A 17,337-nucleotide genomic window follows, 5' to 3' on the forward strand; every position below is an offset into this window, starting at 1 on the left:
TTATTTAGTCATTGCCTTTTGTAGAATTTCAGCAATATTTTCTGCTGCATCTAAGCCACGAGAACGTGTCCAAAGTGCAGCATCATTAGTATTAATAACTTGATTCTTTTGTACTGCGGTTAGTGCATTCCATAAAGGTTCATTTACCCATTTTTTCGCAATACTTTCATCACGATAGTGAACAATAATTAACCATTCAGGGTTAGAGGTTGCTAATTGTTCTAATCCTGCTGGATTATTAGCATCATCTTTAGCATTTAGAGGTTTATCAACAGTAAATCCTAATGTTTCTAAAAGACTACCAGTGTAAGATTTATTGGTCGTGATTAGGAATTGTGTTTCACGAGATATGCCTACTATGGCGTGTGCTTTTGGTAATGATTTAGCAATTTCAGCCATTTTTTCTTTATGTTGCTTAATTCTTGCTTTCATCTCTTGTGATTTTCCAACAACATCAGCAATGATTTGTGCAGAAACTAGATTATCTTGGTAGGTTTCTTTGCGTGATTTTAAGAGTAAGGTTGGCGCGATTTTCTTTAATTCATCATAAACTGCACTATGACGATTTTGATCTGCGATAATTAAATCTGGTTTTAATTCAGCAATAGCTTCTAAACTTGGTTGAGAGCGTGTACCAACCGATTTCCACTCATTAATTTTATCGCGAACACTTTGTAAAATACGGGTTTTATCATTATCATCTGCAACACCAACGGGACTAACACCAACATTGGCTAAAGCATCGATAAAGGAGTATTCAAGAGCGACAACTCTTTTGGGTATATTATTGATAGTAAATTCTCCCTGAGCATCTTTTACCGTAATAGCTGAAGCAGAGACAGATAAGCATACTAGAAATGCAAAAGTGATGAAGTGACGAACAATATGCAACATTAGTTAATCTCCTGAATTAATTTAAGCGGTAAAATAATAGCAAATTAGATTGAAAAATAACAATACAAATAGGAATTTTTATCAATTCTAATTGCTGTTTTTATTCAGAAGATTTATTTTATTACACCTGTAACCAAAAGGTAACGGGTCCATCATTAGTGAGTGATACTTGCATATCTGCTGCGAATTGCCCAGTTTGTACAGGCACTGTTTGACGGCATTTTTCGACAAAATAGTGATACAATTTTTCTGCCAATTCTGGATGTCCAGAGCGGCTAAAACTTGGACGTAACCCTTTTTTAGTGTCTGCGGCAAGGGTAAACTGTGAAACTACTAATAATTCACCTTGCACTTGTTGTACGTTGAGATTTATCTTGCCGTTTTCATCACTAAAAATTCGATAATTTAATACTTTTTCGATTAATCGATCAGCTTTGCTTTGATCATCATCTCGTTCAACGCCAAGTAAAACCAGAATTCCTTGACCGATTTGGCCTATAACTTGCTGGTCAACGACAACATTAGCTTGTGTAACACGTTGAATTAGAGCGATCATCTTTTTTCCCCAGTTTGTGCTTTAGTAATCAGTTGTTGATAAAAATAATTGAAATCCAGATCTTGAGATTCATCATGCTGAATACGTTGTAAATCATCTAATACCGCAGTAAGTTGTGCACCGAGTAAGACAAAAGTCCAACTTAAATGAATCCATAGGATCATAATAGGCAGCGTTGCTAAAGCGCCGTAGATTAACTGATAAGAAGGAAATGCTTGCATATACCAAGTAAAGCACGCCTTGCCTAAAGTAAAAAATATTGCAGCAATTAACGCACCACAGGCAGCGTGTTTAATATTGACTTTGGTGTTAGGAACAACAGCATAAATACAGGTAAATGCTAACCAAGATAAGAAAAAAGGAACGAAGCTTAACAGTTTTAAGCCAAAAGGTAAGCCAGTTTTATAAGTAAAAACGGTGCTTGAAAAAATATAAGAGCTAACCCCAATACTGATTGCAATAAAAATTGGGCCCAGCGTTAAAATCATCCAATAAATAGAGAAAGAGTAAAGAGCAGAACGTTTCTTACTATTTGCCCAAATGTCATTTAACGTTGTATCAATTGATTTAATCAACATTAGTGCGACAATGATTAATCCAACAATGCTGATTGCACTCATCTTCTTCGTATTGGCAATAAACATCCGTATATAATGTTCGACGGTATTGCTGACTGATGGAGCAAAATTGGTAAAAATAAATTGTTCAAAATCTTTAATTAAGTCATTAAAAACAGGAAATGCAGCAAAAAAGGCAAAAATTACCATAAATAATGGCACAATCGCCAACATTGTACTGTAAGTAAGAAAACCCGCCGCTTGTGAGAGTTTATTTTGCTTAAAGCGATATAAAAAAATCTTAATAAAAATAGTTAAATTCTGAATAAGTTGTTGTGGAAGTTTTTGCATAAATTCCCTCTAAAATAGGTTAAGGGCGAATTGCCAACCAATTACGCAATAAAGTTTCGCCATATTCAGTGATAAAAGATTCAGGATGAAATTGTACCCCATAAATAGGAAGCTGACGATGTTGCATTGCCATAATCACTCCTTCTTCACATTCTGCTGTAACTTCAAGCGATTCAGGAAATGAATCTTTGGCAACTGCCCAAGAGTGATATAAACCAATTTGGCTTTGTTGTGGAATATTGTGCCATAAAGGTGAACTTGCTGTTTGGCATAAAGTATGATTTTGCCCATGCCGCACATTGGGCAGGTTGTATAGTGAGGCACCAAAATATTGGCAGAGTGTTTGATGACCTAAACATACCCCTAAAATCGTTTTGTCTTGATAACATTGATCAATTACTGCAAACAGTTGTGGATAAGCCGATGGCACATCTGGTCCAGGTGATAGCAAAATATGTGAAAACGGATCTAATTGTTCAAATGGGATCTGATCGTGCTGTACGATAGTGAATGTAGTAGTTGGTAAAATTTTGCGTAATAACTCCACTAAATTAAAAGTAAATGAATCGTGGTTATCAATAAGTAATAGCATAATGATTTATAAGGATAAATTCAGATAATAAATAATGTTGATGGCATATTATAGAAACTTATTGAGTTTAATTGTAGATAAAGTATTAGCTTGTTGTTATTGTAACAGGGCTTTTATCATTAAGTAAAAATAGGCATCTTATGAAAGATCGACACAGTCTAATTTTGGATATATTAAATCAACAAGGGCAAGTTCAAGTCAATGAATTGGCTCATCTACTAAAAGTTTCTGTAGAAACCATAAGACGAGATTTATCTTTTTTATCAAAGCAGCAGTTGCTTTATCGAACTCATGGAGGGGCATTAAGTAAAAAGACAGATGATATAGGCAGCTCTTTTCAGCTTCGTCAGAGAACAAATGCGGATATAAAAAAAGCGATTGCAGAACGTGTTGCTGAATATGTTTATGAAGGGGCTGTTATTGGGTTAGATGCTAGTTCAACAAGTTGGTATGTAGCACAATTAATCCCAGATATTCCTTGTTCTGTGGTTACAAACTCTATGCATAATATCACCGCTTTGGTGAATAAACCGAATGTAAAAACTATTGCTACTGGTGGGGTTTATTCTGCTAAATATGATGCTTTTTATGGCCCACTTTCCGAATATTTACTTGCTCGCTTACATATTGATATTGGAATTTTTTCTTGTGTGGGTGTCGATGATAATGGGGCAATTTGGGAATCTAATGAGCTTAATGTTGCGATTAAGCGAAAGATGATGGATGTTTCAGGGCAGAAATTACTTTTAGTTGATCCCTCAAAATTTGGAAAACAAAATTTAATTCAGTTAGGTGAAATCTCGCAAGTGGATATGCTATTTACTGAAGGGCGTATCTCGGAAAAATTATCTGCGTATTGTCAGAAAAATAATGTGACTGTTTTCGGTTAATAATGCCTGAATTGACCGAATTTATTATTTATTGATTTATTCGGGCAGAAAAAATTAAGAAATTTAGTCAAAATTGACTGTTTTCTGTGATTCATCTCACAAAACTTTATTAAGTTTCAAAAATATCTTTTTACTTCCCGTGCGTTATTAGATGATTTTTTCAGTTCGTTTGTGTTGTGTCAGACACAAATATGATTTTCCAATTAAGCAAACTGAAGGAGACATCTATGCAATCAACAAAAATTAAGATTGGTATTAGACCAACTATTGATGGTCGTCGCATGGGAGTAAGAGAATCATTAGAAGAACAAACAATGAATATGGCGAAATCTGTTGCGGATTTATTACAAACACAAGTCCGCCATGCAGATGGTCAGTTTGTTGAATGTGTTATTGCGGATACATGTATTGGTGGGGTAGCAGAAGCAGCAGCTTGTGCAGAAAAATTTAAGTTAAGTAATGTTGGTGTTGTTATTACTGTAACTCCTTGTTGGTGCTATGGATCTGAAACAATTGATATGGATCCTCATATGCCGAAAGCGATTTGGGGCTTTAATGGGACAGAACGTCCAGGTGCTGTTTATTTAGCTGCTGCCTTAGCAGGACATACTCAAATGGGATTACCTGCTTTTTCTATCTATGGTACAGAAGTCCAAGAAGCAGATGACACTACTATTCCTGAGGATGTAAAAGAAAAATTATTACGTTTTGCTCGAGCAGGATTAGTGGTAGCGAGCATTAGAGGTAAATCTTATCTTTCTATCGGTTCTGTTTCGATGGGAATTGCAGGATCTATTGTCGATCAACCATTCTTCCAACACTATCTCGGTATGCGTAATGAATATGTTGATATGACAGAAATTAAACGCCGTTTAGATAGAAAAATTTATGATGAAGAAGAAGTTAAATTGGCATTATCTTGGGTAAAACAATACTGTAAGGAAGGTATTGATACAAATAAACCTGAATTCCAACGTTCAGCAGCTGAAAAAGAAGAACTTTGGGAAAATGTCGTCAAAATGACCATTATTGCCCGTGATTTAATGGTTGGAAATCCAAAATTAGCAGAATTAAATTTTGGTGAAGAAGCATTAGGGCATAATGCGATTGCAGCAGGTTTCCAAGGACAAAGACAGTGGACAGATCACTTACCTAATGGCGACTTTATGGAAGCGATCCTCAATTCTACTTATGATTGGAATGGGGTGCGTCCTCCTTTCATTATGGCAACAGAAAATGATTCCTTAAATGGCATTACTATGTTGTTAGCAAATCAATTAACTGGACAAGCTCAAATCTTTGCGGATGTGCGCACTTATTGGAGCCAAGACTCCGTAGAACGTGTTACAGGCTTCCGTCCTGAACAAGGATTCCTCCATTTATTAAATTCAGGTTCAGCAGCATTAGATGGTACAGGGCAACATCAAAATCAACAAGGTGAACATCTGATTAAGCCAGTCTGGGAAGTTACAGAAGAAGATGGAAAACGTTGTGTTGAAAATACGCGTTGGTGTGCTGCGGTACATGAATATTTCCGTGGCGGTGGTTTGTCCTCACAATTCCTCACAAAAGGAGGACTTCCGTTCACGATGAGTCGTATTAATTTAGTGAAAGGTTTAGGACCTGTATTACAGCTTGCTGAGGGATGGTCAATAGAGTTACCAACAGATGTGCATGATACCTTGAGTAAACGCACAAATGAAACTTGGCCTTGTACATGGTTTGTACCTCGTCTTACTGGAAAAGGGGCATTCAAAGATGTGTATTCAGTGATGGCAAACTGGGGCGCAAATCACTGTGTGGTAAGTTATGGTCATATTGGTGCTGATTTAATTACATTAGCTTCAATGTTACGTATTCCAGTATGTATGCACAATGTTGAAGATGAAGCAATTTTCCGTCCAAGTGCATGGAGTGCTTTTGGACAGGATAAAGAAGGTCAAGATTATAGAGCGTGCCAAAATTTTGGACCTTTATATAAGTGATAAAGATAGGAAAACTCCCTCTATGGAGGGAGTTTTCTAAAAGGAGAGCTTTATGGCTATTGCACTTATTTTAGATTGTGGCGCAACCAATGTACGAGCGATTGCAATGAATGAACAAGGAAAGATCATTGCTTCATCTCACCAGCCTAACCAAACAGATTCAGATAAACAACATTCTGATTATAAAATTTGGGACTTTGAGCAGATTACACAAAAATTATTACGTTGTGCAAGAGAGGTTAGCGAAAGATTATCTGAGCAATATATATCTGTAGATGCGATTGGGGTGACTACGTTTGGGGTAGATGGCGCACCTTTTATTCAAGGCACACAATGTTATCCCATTATTTCATGGAAATGTCCTCGTACATTACCAGTAATGAAATCTTTAGCTGAAGAGATTGACGTTAATGCGCTATATCAACGTAATGGTATTGGTCAATATAGTTTTAATACTTTATATAAATTGCGTTGGCTACAACAATATGAAGCAGAGCTATATCAAAAAATAGAACATTTCTTATTTATTTCCTCCATGCTGACATATCGCTTAACAGGGGTAATGACCACAGATAGAACAATGGCTGGAACCTCAATGATGACTAATCTGCAAACAGCAGATTGGGATTCAGCAGTATTAGATTTTTTACAGTTAAGCCGTGAACAATTACCTCCTTTAGTAAGTGCAGGAGAACAGATAGGGACACTCTTGCCAGCTATGGCTAACCAAATAGGAATTTCAGCAGGGATACCTGTAATTTCTTGTGGACATGATACCCAGTTCGCTATTTTGGGATCAGGGGCAGGTCTCAATCAACCTGTTTTAAGTTCTGGAACTTGGGAAATTTTAATGGCTAGAACTGAGCAGGCGATTGTACAACCTGAATATTTAAATCAAGGATTAACAACGGAATGGGATGCAAAAACTGGCATCTTTAACCCAGCAATCCAGTGGGTAGGCTCTGGCATTTTAGAGTGGGTAGGCAAACTCCTATTTAGTGATTGTTATGGTAAGGACAATTATTACGCCACGATGATTGCAGAAGCTCAAGCGGTAGAGAGTGCTTCTACGCATGTACGTTTACAGGGTAATTTTGAGTTTAGTGATGAATCTCTAGGTTTGGGGCAATTCACAGGATTGTCTATGCATACCAAACGAGGAGAAATCTATATTGCAACCTTGAAATATCTCGCAGACAAATTAAAGGTGAATTTGAACTTACTACAACAAGTAGGGCATTTCCAAGCTGAAAGTTTAATTTGTGTTGGTGGTGGGGCAAAAAATGGATTGTGGAATCAAATCCGAGCAAATGCGATTGGCTTACCAATAGAGGTTGTACAAGTGGCTGAATCAACCGCTTTGGGTGCTGCAATGACAGTATTCAAAGGCATTAATGTATATACGGATTTAGCGACTGCACAACAACGGATGAAATCGACTCGGGAAAGAGTGATACCACAAATTTCAGTTTAAGGAGGACAGTATGTTAAAGGGAATTCATCCAGCAATTTCACCTACATTATTAAAAGTATTAGCTGAAATGGGGCATGGTGATGAGCTTGTATTAGCAGATGCTCATTTTCCAGGACATCAATTACACCATCGAGTTATTAGAGCAGATGGCGTAGATGTAGCCACATTATTAACAGGTATTAGTCAACTGATTGAGTTTGATCAGTATGTTGATGCGCCGCTAGTAATGATGAATGCAGTAGAAGGAGATCAGCTCGACCCTAAAGTAGAAGATCGTTATTTATCAGCTATCCAAGAAGGTGCGGGTGTAGCACCGCATTTAACACGTATTGATCGTTTTGCTTTTTATGATCGTGCAATACAGGCATTTGCTGTTGTTATCACGGGTGAAACAGCAAAATACGGCAATATTATTATTAAAAAAGGGGTTACCCTAAGTAAGGACTAATTATGAATAGAGAACAACTTTCACAAAAAATTATTGATACTTGTCTAGAAATGACACGTTTAGGTTTAAATCAAGGTACTGCGGGTAATGTGAGTGTGCGTTATCAAGACGGTATGTTGATTACGCCAACAGGAATGCCATACGAAAAGATGAATGTTGATAGTATCGTCTATGTAGATGGAAACGGGAATTATGAACAAGGGAAACTACCATCAAGTGAATGGCATTTCCACCTTGCAGTATATAAAGCACGCAATGATGTAGATGCAGTGGTACATAACCATGCGGTGAATTGTGCTGCGGTATCAATTCTCGAAAAATCTATTCCAGCGATTCATTATATGATTGCTGTTGGCGGTACAGATCATATTCCATGTGTGCCTTATGCAACATTTGGTACACACCAATTAGCTGAATATGTGTATCAAGGGATTCAAGAATCTAAAGCGATTCTGTTAGCTCATCACGGCTTAATTGCCGCAGAAAAAAACTTAGATAAAGCTTTATGGTTAGCGCATGAAGTAGAGGTTTTAGCAAGTTGGTATATCAAATTATTAGCAACAGGCTTACCAATTCCAACCTTATCTTCAGATGAAATGAAAATTGTATTAGAGAAGTTTAAGTCATATGGTCTGAGAATCGAAGAATAATCGTTATTTATTCCATAAAAGGAGACAACTTTATGAAAGCGAAAGTATTAGAAAAACAATATGTAATACCGTTTATGCTGCTGACATCCTTATTTGCATTATGGGGATTTGCTAATGATATTACTAATCCAATGGTAGCAGCATTTCAAACAGTAATGGAAATTCCAGCATCGCAAGCGGCTTTAGTACAATTTGCTTTTTATGGTGGTTACGGCACAATGGCAATTCCTGCTGCATTATTTGTTAGCCGTTATAACTATAAATATGGTGTGTTGCTAGGATTAGCTCTCTATTGTGTTGGTGCTTTGCTATTTTATCCAGCAGCAAAATATGAAATGTTTTCATTCTTTCTGTTTTCATTATATATCCTCACTTTTGGGCTTGCTTTCTTAGAAACGACTGCGAATCCTTATATTTTATCTATGGGAGATCCAGAAACGGCAACCAGAAGATTAAACTTTGCGCAATCATTTAATCCACTGGGTTCTATTTTAGGTATGTTTGTTGCATCACAGTTTGTATTAACTCAGCTAGATTCTGATAAACGTGATGCGGCAGGAAATTTAATTTTCCCAACATTATCAGCGGCAGAAAAAACTGTGATTAGAACCCACGATCTTGCGGTAATTCGAGATCCTTATGTGATTTTAGGTTTTGTTGTATTGGCAATTTTCATTATTATTGCACTTTATAAGATGCCTAAAACACGTACTGAAGAACAGCCTAGAATTCGTTTTGGAGAAGCGGTAAGTCGTTTATCTAAAAATATGAAATATCGCGAAGGGGTGATTGCTCAGGTATTTTATGTTGCAACCCAAATTATGTGTTGGACATTTATTATTCAATATGCAGAGCGTTTAGGTTTTACTAAAGCAGAGGCACAAAACTTCAATATTATGGCAATGGGATTATTCATTGTTAGCCGCTTTATCAGTACAGCATTAATGAAATACTTGAAAGCAGAATTAATGTTAATGCTATTTGCATTAGGTGGTTTTGCGACAATTTTAGGGGTAATTTTTATTGATGGTGTATTAGGAGTCTATTGTCTTATTTTAACTTCAGGTTTTATGTCTCTTATGTTCCCAACAATTTACGGAATTGCATTAAATGGACTAAAAGAAGAAGCTACTTTAGGCGCTGCGGGCTTAGTGATGGCGATTGTTGGTGGTGCATTAATGCCGCCATTACAAGGGTATATCATTGATATGGGTGAAGTTGCAGGGTTACCAGCGATTAATGCTTCTTTTGTATTGCCACTAATTTGTTTTGTTGTAATTAGTATTTATGGCTATCGTTGTTGGAAAGTGTTGAAGTAATCTTTTTCTTAGCTTTTATTATCTTATTGACCTCTGATAAATTGTTGTTTATCAGAGGTTTTTTATTATGTCTATATTAAAAGTTAGTCGTTATATTGATAATCTTACTTTATGATTCTTATAGTTATTTATTTGAGGTGATAATAAAACTAATTTATAATGGTTACTAATTTTTTAATAGGGTAAATTCCCTTTCGTTGCTTGGATTTAATGATAAATGCAGTTATTTAATAGAACAAAAATTAGTCTTTTCGTAAGTACCGTAATTTTAGTTGCTTGCTCATCTGGCGGTGGTGGCGGTTCATCAAATTTATCTTCCCCTATTCCGGAAGATCAACGAGGTGGCTTAGCGATAACTAAGCATCTTACAGATCAAAATAATACGGATAGTAATATCAAAGCAACGTTTCCTGAACTTAATTTACCAGAAAATCCTCCGCCACAATCTATTTCGATTCCTCCAGAAATAGATATTATTGCTAAAGTAGAGCCAGAACCATTATTGGATAAACAACCAGAATCGAAAGTCCTCATAGAAAAAACTAAAGAAGAAAATGTATTTTTAGATATAGATAAAAATAATCAAGAGAAAACTGAGGAACAACCAGAGCCAGAAGTACTTGTTGAAAAGACTAAAGAAGATAATTCATTTTTGGATATAAATAAAAAGGAGCAAGGGAAAACTGAGGAACAACCAGAATCAGAAGTTATTGTAGAAAAGCCCCAAGAAGAAAAATCAGTTTTAGATATTGATACTAGTAATGAAGATAACAAAGAGAATATAGAGAATCTTTCTATATCAACAAATGATATTGATATAAATCAACCTACTTATCCAGTAAATATCCCGAAAACAAGTATTTATATCCAGCAATCTGTGGATAACTTGATTCAAACCCAAAAACAGTTAGGTAAAAATATTATTGTTGGTTTAATTGATAGTGGGTTATATCCTAAATTAGCGAGTTTAGCAGGGCGTTCTATTGGACAAGAGATGTATGCAAAAGATGAGAATGGCAAGATTATTAGGACGGCAACGCAAGATACGGAAAGTCTTCATGGTTCAAAGATGGCGTATGTTATCTTTCTTGTGGCTCCTAATGCCCATTTAGAAGTGGCTGGTGCATTAGGCTCAACGGCAGTGAATCGTTTATTAGCTGTTGAACAATCTGCCATGATCTTAAACAATTCATGGGCGCTCGCAGAAGAAACGGATCCACAATATGATCTTTGGTATAAATGGAATGCACTTGAACATTGGGTGATTGCAGTAGAAAGAGGGGCTCTCATCGTTAAAGCAACAGGAAATAATGGATTAAATGATTCATTTTTATTTTCTCGAGCGCCATTATTGCGTCCAGAGTTATTGGCAGGGTTTCTTGCTGTAACAGGAGATGCAAGATATCGTGAACGAGAATATCCTAATGATTTAATTGCAAATGCGTGTGGTAGAGCAAAAGATTGGTGTTTAGCAGCACCAATGCGAGCTTATCTGCCAAGAGGGGATAGTGCTTTTAGTTTTAGTTCAGGAACTTCAGTTGCTACTGCGTTTGTTTCGGGCGTAGCAGCTGCGGTAAAAACTCGTTACCCATGGATGACAAATACAAATCTTAAAGAAACCTTACTTGGTACAGCTGATGATATTGGTGAACCAGGAATTGATAATCGCTATGGTTGGGGATTAGTTAATCTGGAAAAAGCGTTAAGAGGTTATGGGCAATTCTCATGGGGACAAAGCACGCTTACTATTCCTGATGAACAAATTGCATATTTTGATAACGCTATTTTTGGAACAGGCGGTTTTATTAAACAAGGCTCGGGAACATTAGTACTTAATAATAATAATACTTTTACAGGACTATCTGATATACAACAAGGTACAGTAATCATTAATGGTACTAATACATCTAATATGAATGTTGCTTCATCAGCAAGATTGGTTGTAGGAGATGTTCCTAACGTTTCAGTAGGTGATTTAATGTTAGCAGGTGTTTTGGATCATACTTCTAGCAGCGATCTTTTTGTAAATGGTAACTATATTCAAAATGAAAGCGGGCTAGTAAAGAAAGTACTGGGATCTGTGATTAGAGTAAATGGTGCAGCGAGTTTAGCTGGGCATTTATGGGTTACTGGTTATGCAGATGGCTTTGTTCCTGATGAAGGAGCAACGATCACGATTTTGATTGCGAAAAAGGGTGTATCTGGACAATGGGATATTGATAGTCGTAGTGTGTTACAGAATATTTCGACACAGATAAATCCAAATAGTGTAACAATTAAATTGGAAAATAAATCTATCATTGAGGCACTAGCGAACAGTAATGATTATCCTGAAAAAGCAAATGTTATAGAAAAAACAGAAAGCCTCTTAACTAAAATGAATGAAGATTTTCATCAAGAAGAAGGTCTATCTGTGGAACAAGAAGCATTTTATTCAAATATTGTGACAGCTACTTCATCAGAAGAATTAAATACGATTTTATTCAATACTCAAAATACTGCCATTTATAGTAAGGGATTATATATGGATAATCTTAATCTCTTATCGGCTCAACGTACTTTATGGCGAAACCTTAATCTTGAAAATAATCTATGGGTAGAGTATCAACAGCAAAAGTTGAGAACAAATATACAGAGTTTATCAAGTGAATCACAGACTAATCGCATTTTACTAGGACGAAGTGTACCTGTTTTAGAGGGAAATTTTGGTGTAGAACTGAGTTTAGGACAGTTGAGTTGGAAAGATAAATTAAATAACACTCAACATACTACCCATCATCAAACGACTTCTATTTCAATGGGCTATCGTTATACTGGCTTAGGGGTAAATTGGCTAACTTCTGTTGGTTATGGCTATATCTCAGGTAAAGTACAGACAGATCAAAAAGATACCTTTACAGCCCATCAATATACTGCAGGTATTGCAGCGAGTCGCCAATTTAGGTGGGATGATTTACAAGTTACGCCTACTGCTGGCTTGCAGTATATCAATACCCATTCAGGAAGCAGTGCTAGTGCTCGTATTTTAGCGCTAAATGCCTCTCAATTAACGTTACATTTAGGATTAGCAACAGAATATATGTTGCGAGATAACTTAAAAGCTTATTTGAACATAGGGTTTGAACGAGATATCAAACAAACAAATAAACAGACGGTTAGGGATCTTACGGTTGAGTATCAATCTAATATCGCAATGCCAACGAATCATTTTACAGTGAAATTGGGAACCGATTGGAATATCACGGAACGTTGGAAAATTGGTGCTTCTTATGAATATTCAACTTCACAACAGTGGCATTCTCATAATTTAAACCTTTCAACATCCTATTATTATTAATTGCATCAGTGACCGTAAACTCAAGAAACGCATGATGATAGAAGCTATCATTATGTGTTATCTAATTTATTGAGCTCATTATTAAATTAATCTAGATGAAATAAAATCCTCACAGATCAATATGATGTGAGGATTTTTTATATAGTGAGTGATAAGTTATTGCGATTAATCAGCAATAATAACTTGAATACCTTTATCTAATAATGCTTGATAAATTGTTTTATCAAGCCCTTTATCAGTGATAACAATATCAATTTTATCCAGTGGACAGACGATATTTGGGCTTCTTCTGCCAAACTTTGTCGAATCTGCAAGAACAATAATTTCCCTTGCTGCATTGGTCATAGCTTTACTCACACCATGAACTTCATTAAATGTGGTTAAACCTAATTCCAGATCAAAGCCATCAGTACCAATAAAAAGTTTATCAAAAGAAAATTTTTCAAAGGTAGATTCAGCTAAAATGCCATGAAAAGAGGCGGATCTTGCGCGATAGGTACCGCCACACATTAATAATTCATGTTCCTTTTCTAATGAAACTAGGCTATTAATAATGTGTAAGCTATTCGTCATAATGGTAAGATTATTTAATTCGGAGAGTAAAGGAATCATTTGTAATACAGTACTTCCGGAATCAATAATTAAGGAATCTCCATCTTTTAATAGCTTCACTGCGGCTTTCGCAATTTTTTTCTTTTGGGATAAGTTGATCAGGGTTTTATTGGTAATAGGTAATTCGGTATCTGCCTCTTTTTCATTTTCTACTAAAACAACGCTGCCATAAGTACGGAGCACTTTTTTATCTGCTTCTAATGCAGTTAAATCCTTACGAATAGTAGTACCTGTTGTAGAAAAATAAGCAGCTAATTGATCTACCGGCGTTTTCCCATGAGATTGTAAATAATCTAGAATTGCTAATTGTCTTTCTTTAGGTTTCATAATAAATCCATACTAATTGGACTTATTGCCATTGAATTGCTTGTTTTAAGGCTTGTTGGCTTTGTTTGTCGCTTGGGAAAATAGCCTCTGGTACAATTTCACTGTGCAATAATCCTTGTAGTTTCGTAATCGTTTTTGGACGAGCGAAAACGGTGAGTCCTTTTAAAATGATAGAATTTACAACACGATGATTCTGATCAAAAGCGATGGCAATGACAACTTTTGGTCTAAATCGGCCAGAAGTTCGACCAATTCCCACATTCCCTTGCTTACATAGTTTCTCAAATTCTTTATTAAATTTAGATACTTGCCACCAACCTAATACAATTTGTAATAACCAAGCGATGATCGCAATAATAATTAGAGAATTTGTTATATTTTGCATAAATTATCCCACATTTTAAATATTTTTATTGCACAATTCACAAGAATTAAATAAAAGTTTGATTAAAAGCGTTTTTCCAATCTTGTTCAAATTGATCAATCGCTGCAAATACAGCTGGATCAGTTAAAAAAAGTTGGGCGATATCTGGTGAAATAGTGATGGCTTGACAACCAGACAACATTGCATCTAAAACTTGTCGAGGTGTTTTAAAACTTGCTGCAAGAATCTTGGATTGTGGGCAATGTAAATTAAGTAATGTCTGTAATTCTTGTACGACTTGAATGCCGTTACCACCTTGATTATCAATACGATTAACATAAGGGGCAATGTATTTTGCTCCAGCGAGAGCGGCGAGAAAGCCTTGTCCAGCCCCATATACTGCGGTACCTAAAGTAGGAATATTTTGAGTGGATAATTGTTTAATCGCATTAATTCCTTCTAAAGTAACAGGAATTTTTATTACCAAATTTGGGATTTTTTCTTGTAACAATATGGCTTGTTCTACCATTTCTTCGGCAGAGCGAGCAAGAATTTGAGCGAATAGTTGTGCTTGATTGCCGAGAATATCTTGTAATTCATTTAGAACTTCAAAAATTGGCTTCTTTTCTTTCGCGATAATACTTGGATTTGTTGTGACACCAGCGAGAGGCAAAGAGCGATATAATTTTTTAACTATATCCACATTAGCAGTATCAAGATAAAATTCCATATTAAACCTCCGATGAGATAAACGGACGCAGATAGCGTCCGTATAAGATTAAAACATTACTTGTCCACCTGTAATGTTGATTGATTGCCCAGTGCAATATTCTGCTTTTTCACTGGCGTAGAATAACAAAACATTTAATACATCTTGGTATTCACAGCCTCGTTTTAGCGGAACTTTATCAATATAGACTTGTTCTACCTGATCTTCAGGAATACCTAATTTTTGCGCATATTGTGGAATAAGAGATTGGAACATTGGTGATTTTAATAAATTACCTAACATTAATGAGTGAACGGTAATGCCGTGCTCAGCAAGGTCTAAAGCTAAGGATTGTGTTAAACCTACACCACCAAATTTAGCCGCACTATAACCAGAGTTATGCTTACTACCCACTTTACCTGATTTTGAGTTAATTTGGATAATACGTCCTGGAATATGATCGCGAATCATAAGTTTAGAAAACTCTCTTGCACATAAAAAATAACCTACCAGATTAACTTGTAATGAAGTGTTAAAATCTTTGATTTGAAATTCTGTAATCGGGGCGGCTTTTGCCATACCTGCGCTATAAACTAATAAATCTGAACGACCAAAAGCTTGATCGACATTATGAGCTAATGCAATTACACTTTGTTCATTAGTTGCATCTACTTGAAAACCTTGAGCGACATTTTTGCCTAACTTTTGGTTAATTTGGTTTGCAGTTTTAATGGCGTTATCACCACTTAAGTCAGCAACAGCAACACGATAGCCATTTTCTGCTAATCCAGTACATAAGAATGCGCCTAAAGTTTGACCACCACCAACGACAATTGCTACTTTTTCTGTCATTTTTTAATACCTCTTAATTTCTAATAATTTGTAAAATACTATTTACATCAATATGTTGTGGAATTTTTCCTGTTAAATGTATGGTGCCAGGATATTCAGCTTGTGTAGCACCATCGAAACGAAATGTTACGTGTCCTAATTCTTTTAAATTGAAAGATGCGACATTACCAATGGCAGTTACTTTAAATTCATAATGATCGAATTTAACTATGTCGCCGACTTGAATATTGCCTTGTAATTCACCGTGAGAATGAATAAAACAATAATCTTCAAGATCTGCTGGAGCCCCCTCTTTAAAAGTAATTAACATATTTTCTTGTAGGGCATCATGGGCAAAATTGCCGATTTTTTTAAATGTGGTTTGATAAATTATTGTCATGTTTTTGTCCTATTGTTAACTCCGATACAAGATGAACTTGTATCGGATAACTATTACTTAATAAATAAAGGCAGAAACAAACCAAGCAACTAATACGGTTGGCGCTCCTGTTAAAAAGCGACTTACTAATACTGAAGGTACACCAACACGAACGGTATCTTGTTTAGCTTCAGCAAGAGAAAGACCAACAGGAATAAAGTCACAGGCAGCTTGAGCATTGATTGCAAATAATGCTGGTAATGCAAGATGTGGCGGAATATTACCTAAACCAATTTGTACTCCAACTAAAACACCGATAACTTGTGCAATAACAGCTCCTGGTCCTAGGAATGGTGAAAGGAAAGGGAATGAGCAAATCAATGCTAAGATTACTAGCCCAATGGGACTGCTTGCTAAAGGTGTTAGACCATGAGCAATCCAATCACCTAAACCAGAGGCAATGATAATTCCAATTAAGGCAGAAACAAAAGCCATAAAAGGTAAGATGGTTTTTAGTACAGTATCGATAGTATCTCGTCCTGCTTGGAAGAATACGGCAACAATAGACCCCATTCCCATTCCAATTTTGGCAAGTAAACCATCGCTTTGTTCAGTAATTTTCTTTGAAGAATCATACTCTTTAGTAATAGAAGTTGTCTGATTTTGTGGAGTGGTATCCGTAACGGGATAATCACCCTCAATAAGACGGATATTGTTCTCTTTTACCGCTGAAACATAAATATCTTCAACAATGAATTCAGCTAAAGGACCAGATTTTCCAGTGGCGTGAATATTAATCGTTGGGATACGGCGTTTTGGATAAAGCCCACAACGTAAGACACCACCACAATCGATAATAGCAATACCAATTTCTTCTGTGGCAGGTTCACCATCTTTAAATCCATCTATTGCTTCCCAGCCAGTTAATTTAATCAGGTGATCTACAATTGATGGGCGTGTTCCTGCTGTCATATAGAGGATTTTTTTACCTGGAACAACGGGAACAGTAAGAGGTCCACCCCAACCGCCATTACCTTTTTCAATATAAATTACGTTAGCCAT

General features: G+C 36.1%; 17 protein-coding genes. 7 read left to right on the forward strand and 10 right to left on the reverse strand.

Annotation, left to right across the window (positions count from 1 at the left end):
• The 4 genes from QV06_RS06370 to QV06_RS06385 all read right to left on the reverse strand — a co-directional run bounded on the left by QV06_RS06370 (position 1) and on the right by QV06_RS06385 (position 2,953).
• Positions 1–894 (reverse strand): Fe(3+) dicitrate ABC transporter substrate-binding protein, encoded by an 894-nt coding sequence (locus QV06_RS06370; RefSeq protein WP_065237408.1) that lies wholly within the window; start codon positions 892–894, stop codon positions 1–3.
• A gap of 121 nt (positions 895–1,015) precedes the next feature.
• Positions 1,016–1,450 (reverse strand): D-aminoacyl-tRNA deacylase, encoded by a 435-nt coding sequence (dtd, locus tag QV06_RS06375; RefSeq protein ID WP_065237409.1) that lies wholly within the window; start codon positions 1,448–1,450, stop codon positions 1,016–1,018.
• On the reverse strand, positions 1,447–2,358 hold the full coding sequence (locus QV06_RS06380) for a virulence factor BrkB family protein (protein WP_065237410.1): 912 nt from the start codon (positions 2,356–2,358) through the stop codon (positions 1,447–1,449). The genes dtd and QV06_RS06380 overlap by 4 nt, the downstream gene beginning before the upstream one ends.
• A 19-nt stretch (positions 2,359–2,377) precedes the next feature.
• Entirely contained in the window at positions 2,378–2,953 is a 576-nt protein-coding gene (locus QV06_RS06385) for an anthranilate synthase component II (RefSeq protein ID WP_065237411.1), read from the reverse strand.
• 137 nt (positions 2,954–3,090) lie between these two features.
• Between QV06_RS06385 and QV06_RS06390 the strand changes: the two genes are divergently transcribed.
• The 7 genes from QV06_RS06390 to QV06_RS06420 all read left to right on the forward strand — a co-directional run bounded on the left by QV06_RS06390 (position 3,091) and on the right by QV06_RS06420 (position 13,053).
• Positions 3,091–3,840 carry a DeoR/GlpR family DNA-binding transcription regulator gene (locus QV06_RS06390; RefSeq protein WP_065237412.1) on the forward strand — a complete coding sequence of 250 codons (750 nt, stop codon included), beginning with the start codon at positions 3,091–3,093 and terminating at the stop codon, positions 3,838–3,840.
• Between the two features lie 227 nt (positions 3,841–4,067).
• Positions 4,068–5,825 carry an L-fucose isomerase gene (gene fucI / locus QV06_RS06395; protein ID WP_432416509.1) on the forward strand — a complete coding sequence of 586 codons (1,758 nt, stop codon included), beginning with the start codon at positions 4,068–4,070 and terminating at the stop codon, positions 5,823–5,825.
• A gap of 52 nt (positions 5,826–5,877) precedes the next feature.
• Positions 5,878–7,299, forward strand: a complete 1,422-nt coding sequence (gene fucK, locus QV06_RS06400) for an L-fuculokinase (protein ID WP_065237414.1) — start codon at positions 5,878–5,880, stop codon at positions 7,297–7,299.
• A gap of 10 nt (positions 7,300–7,309) precedes the next feature.
• A complete protein-coding gene (fucU, locus tag QV06_RS06405; protein WP_065237415.1) occupies positions 7,310–7,747 on the forward strand; it encodes an L-fucose mutarotase in 438 nt (145 codons plus the stop codon).
• 2 nt (positions 7,748–7,749) lie between these two features.
• Positions 7,750–8,397 carry an L-fuculose-phosphate aldolase gene (gene fucA, locus QV06_RS06410; protein ID WP_065234989.1) on the forward strand — a complete coding sequence of 216 codons (648 nt, stop codon included), beginning with the start codon at positions 7,750–7,752 and terminating at the stop codon, positions 8,395–8,397.
• 32 nt (positions 8,398–8,429) lie between these two features.
• The gene (gene fucP, locus QV06_RS06415; RefSeq protein ID WP_065237416.1) at positions 8,430–9,716 is read left to right on the forward strand and encodes an L-fucose:H+ symporter permease; all 1,287 of its coding nucleotides are present in this window, start codon (positions 8,430–8,432) and stop codon (positions 9,714–9,716) included.
• Positions 9,717–9,933: 217 nt separating this feature from the next.
• On the forward strand, positions 9,934–13,053 hold the full coding sequence (locus tag QV06_RS06420; RefSeq protein WP_065237417.1) for a S8 family serine peptidase: 3,120 nt from the start codon (positions 9,934–9,936) through the stop codon (positions 13,051–13,053).
• Between the two features lie 165 nt (positions 13,054–13,218).
• On the opposite strand, the gene srlR is transcribed toward QV06_RS06420, so the two are convergent.
• Genes srlR through srlE form a run of 6 tightly spaced genes read right to left on the reverse strand, consistent with a single transcriptional unit; the run spans position 13,219 to position 17,337 of the window.
• Positions 13,219–13,992, reverse strand: coding sequence for a glucitol operon DNA-binding transcriptional repressor SrlR (gene srlR, locus QV06_RS06425; protein ID WP_065237418.1), 774 nt, complete (start codon positions 13,990–13,992; stop codon positions 13,219–13,221).
• A gap of 22 nt (positions 13,993–14,014) precedes the next feature.
• Entirely contained in the window at positions 14,015–14,377 is a 363-nt protein-coding gene (gene gutM / locus QV06_RS06430; RefSeq protein ID WP_065237419.1) for a transcriptional regulator GutM, read from the reverse strand.
• Positions 14,378–14,423: 46 nt separating this feature from the next.
• Positions 14,424–15,086, reverse strand: a complete 663-nt coding sequence (gene fsa / locus QV06_RS06435) for a fructose-6-phosphate aldolase (RefSeq protein WP_065237420.1) — start codon at positions 15,084–15,086, stop codon at positions 14,424–14,426.
• A 48-nt stretch (positions 15,087–15,134) separates the two neighbouring features.
• On the reverse strand, positions 15,135–15,917 hold the full coding sequence (srlD, locus tag QV06_RS06440; protein WP_065237421.1) for a sorbitol-6-phosphate dehydrogenase: 783 nt from the start codon (positions 15,915–15,917) through the stop codon (positions 15,135–15,137).
• Positions 15,918–15,930: 13 nt separating this feature from the next.
• The gene (gene srlB / locus QV06_RS06445; protein WP_065237422.1) at positions 15,931–16,296 is read right to left on the reverse strand and encodes a PTS glucitol/sorbitol transporter subunit IIA; all 366 of its coding nucleotides are present in this window, start codon (positions 16,294–16,296) and stop codon (positions 15,931–15,933) included.
• A 57-nt stretch (positions 16,297–16,353) separates the two neighbouring features.
• A complete protein-coding gene (gene srlE, locus QV06_RS06450) occupies positions 16,354–17,337 on the reverse strand; it encodes a PTS glucitol/sorbitol transporter subunit IIB (protein WP_065237423.1) in 984 nt (327 codons plus the stop codon).

This window comes from Gallibacterium genomosp. 3 (assembly GCF_001678475.1).
Taxonomy (GTDB): domain Bacteria; phylum Pseudomonadota; class Gammaproteobacteria; order Enterobacterales; family Pasteurellaceae; genus Gallibacterium; species Gallibacterium faecale.

Bases quoted from the DNA above. Each gene is read 5' to 3' on its own strand.
- QV06_RS06370 (WP_065237408.1), bottom strand. From the start codon at position 894: ATGTTGCATATTGTTCGTCACTTCATCACTTTTGCATTTCTAGTATGC.
- dtd (WP_065237409.1), bottom strand. From the start codon at position 1,450: ATGATCGCTCTAATTCAACGTGTTACACAAGCTAATGTTGTCGTTGAC.
- QV06_RS06380 (WP_065237410.1), bottom strand. From the start codon at position 2,358: ATGCAAAAACTTCCACAACAACTTATTCAGAATTTAACTATTTTTATT.
- QV06_RS06390 (WP_065237412.1), top strand. From the start codon at position 3,091: ATGAAAGATCGACACAGTCTAATTTTGGATATATTAAATCAACAAGGG.
- fucI (WP_432416509.1), top strand. From the start codon at position 4,068: ATGCAATCAACAAAAATTAAGATTGGTATTAGACCAACTATTGATGGT.
- fucK (WP_065237414.1), top strand. From the start codon at position 5,878: ATGGCTATTGCACTTATTTTAGATTGTGGCGCAACCAATGTACGAGCG.
- fucU (WP_065237415.1), top strand. From the start codon at position 7,310: ATGTTAAAGGGAATTCATCCAGCAATTTCACCTACATTATTAAAAGTA.
- fucA (WP_065234989.1), top strand. From the start codon at position 7,750: ATGAATAGAGAACAACTTTCACAAAAAATTATTGATACTTGTCTAGAA.
- fucP (WP_065237416.1), top strand. From the start codon at position 8,430: ATGAAAGCGAAAGTATTAGAAAAACAATATGTAATACCGTTTATGCTG.
- QV06_RS06420 (WP_065237417.1), top strand. From the start codon at position 9,934: ATGCAGTTATTTAATAGAACAAAAATTAGTCTTTTCGTAAGTACCGTA.
- srlR (WP_065237418.1), bottom strand. From the start codon at position 13,992: ATGAAACCTAAAGAAAGACAATTAGCAATTCTAGATTATTTACAATCT.
- gutM (WP_065237419.1), bottom strand. From the start codon at position 14,377: ATGCAAAATATAACAAATTCTCTAATTATTATTGCGATCATCGCTTGG.
- fsa (WP_065237420.1), bottom strand. From the start codon at position 15,086: ATGGAATTTTATCTTGATACTGCTAATGTGGATATAGTTAAAAAATTA.
- srlD (WP_065237421.1), bottom strand. From the start codon at position 15,917: ATGACAGAAAAAGTAGCAATTGTCGTTGGTGGTGGTCAAACTTTAGGC.
- srlB (WP_065237422.1), bottom strand. From the start codon at position 16,296: ATGACAATAATTTATCAAACCACATTTAAAAAAATCGGCAATTTTGCC.
- srlE (WP_065237423.1), bottom strand. From the start codon at position 17,337: ATGGCTAACGTAATTTATATTGAAAAAGGTAATGGCGGTTGGGGTGGA.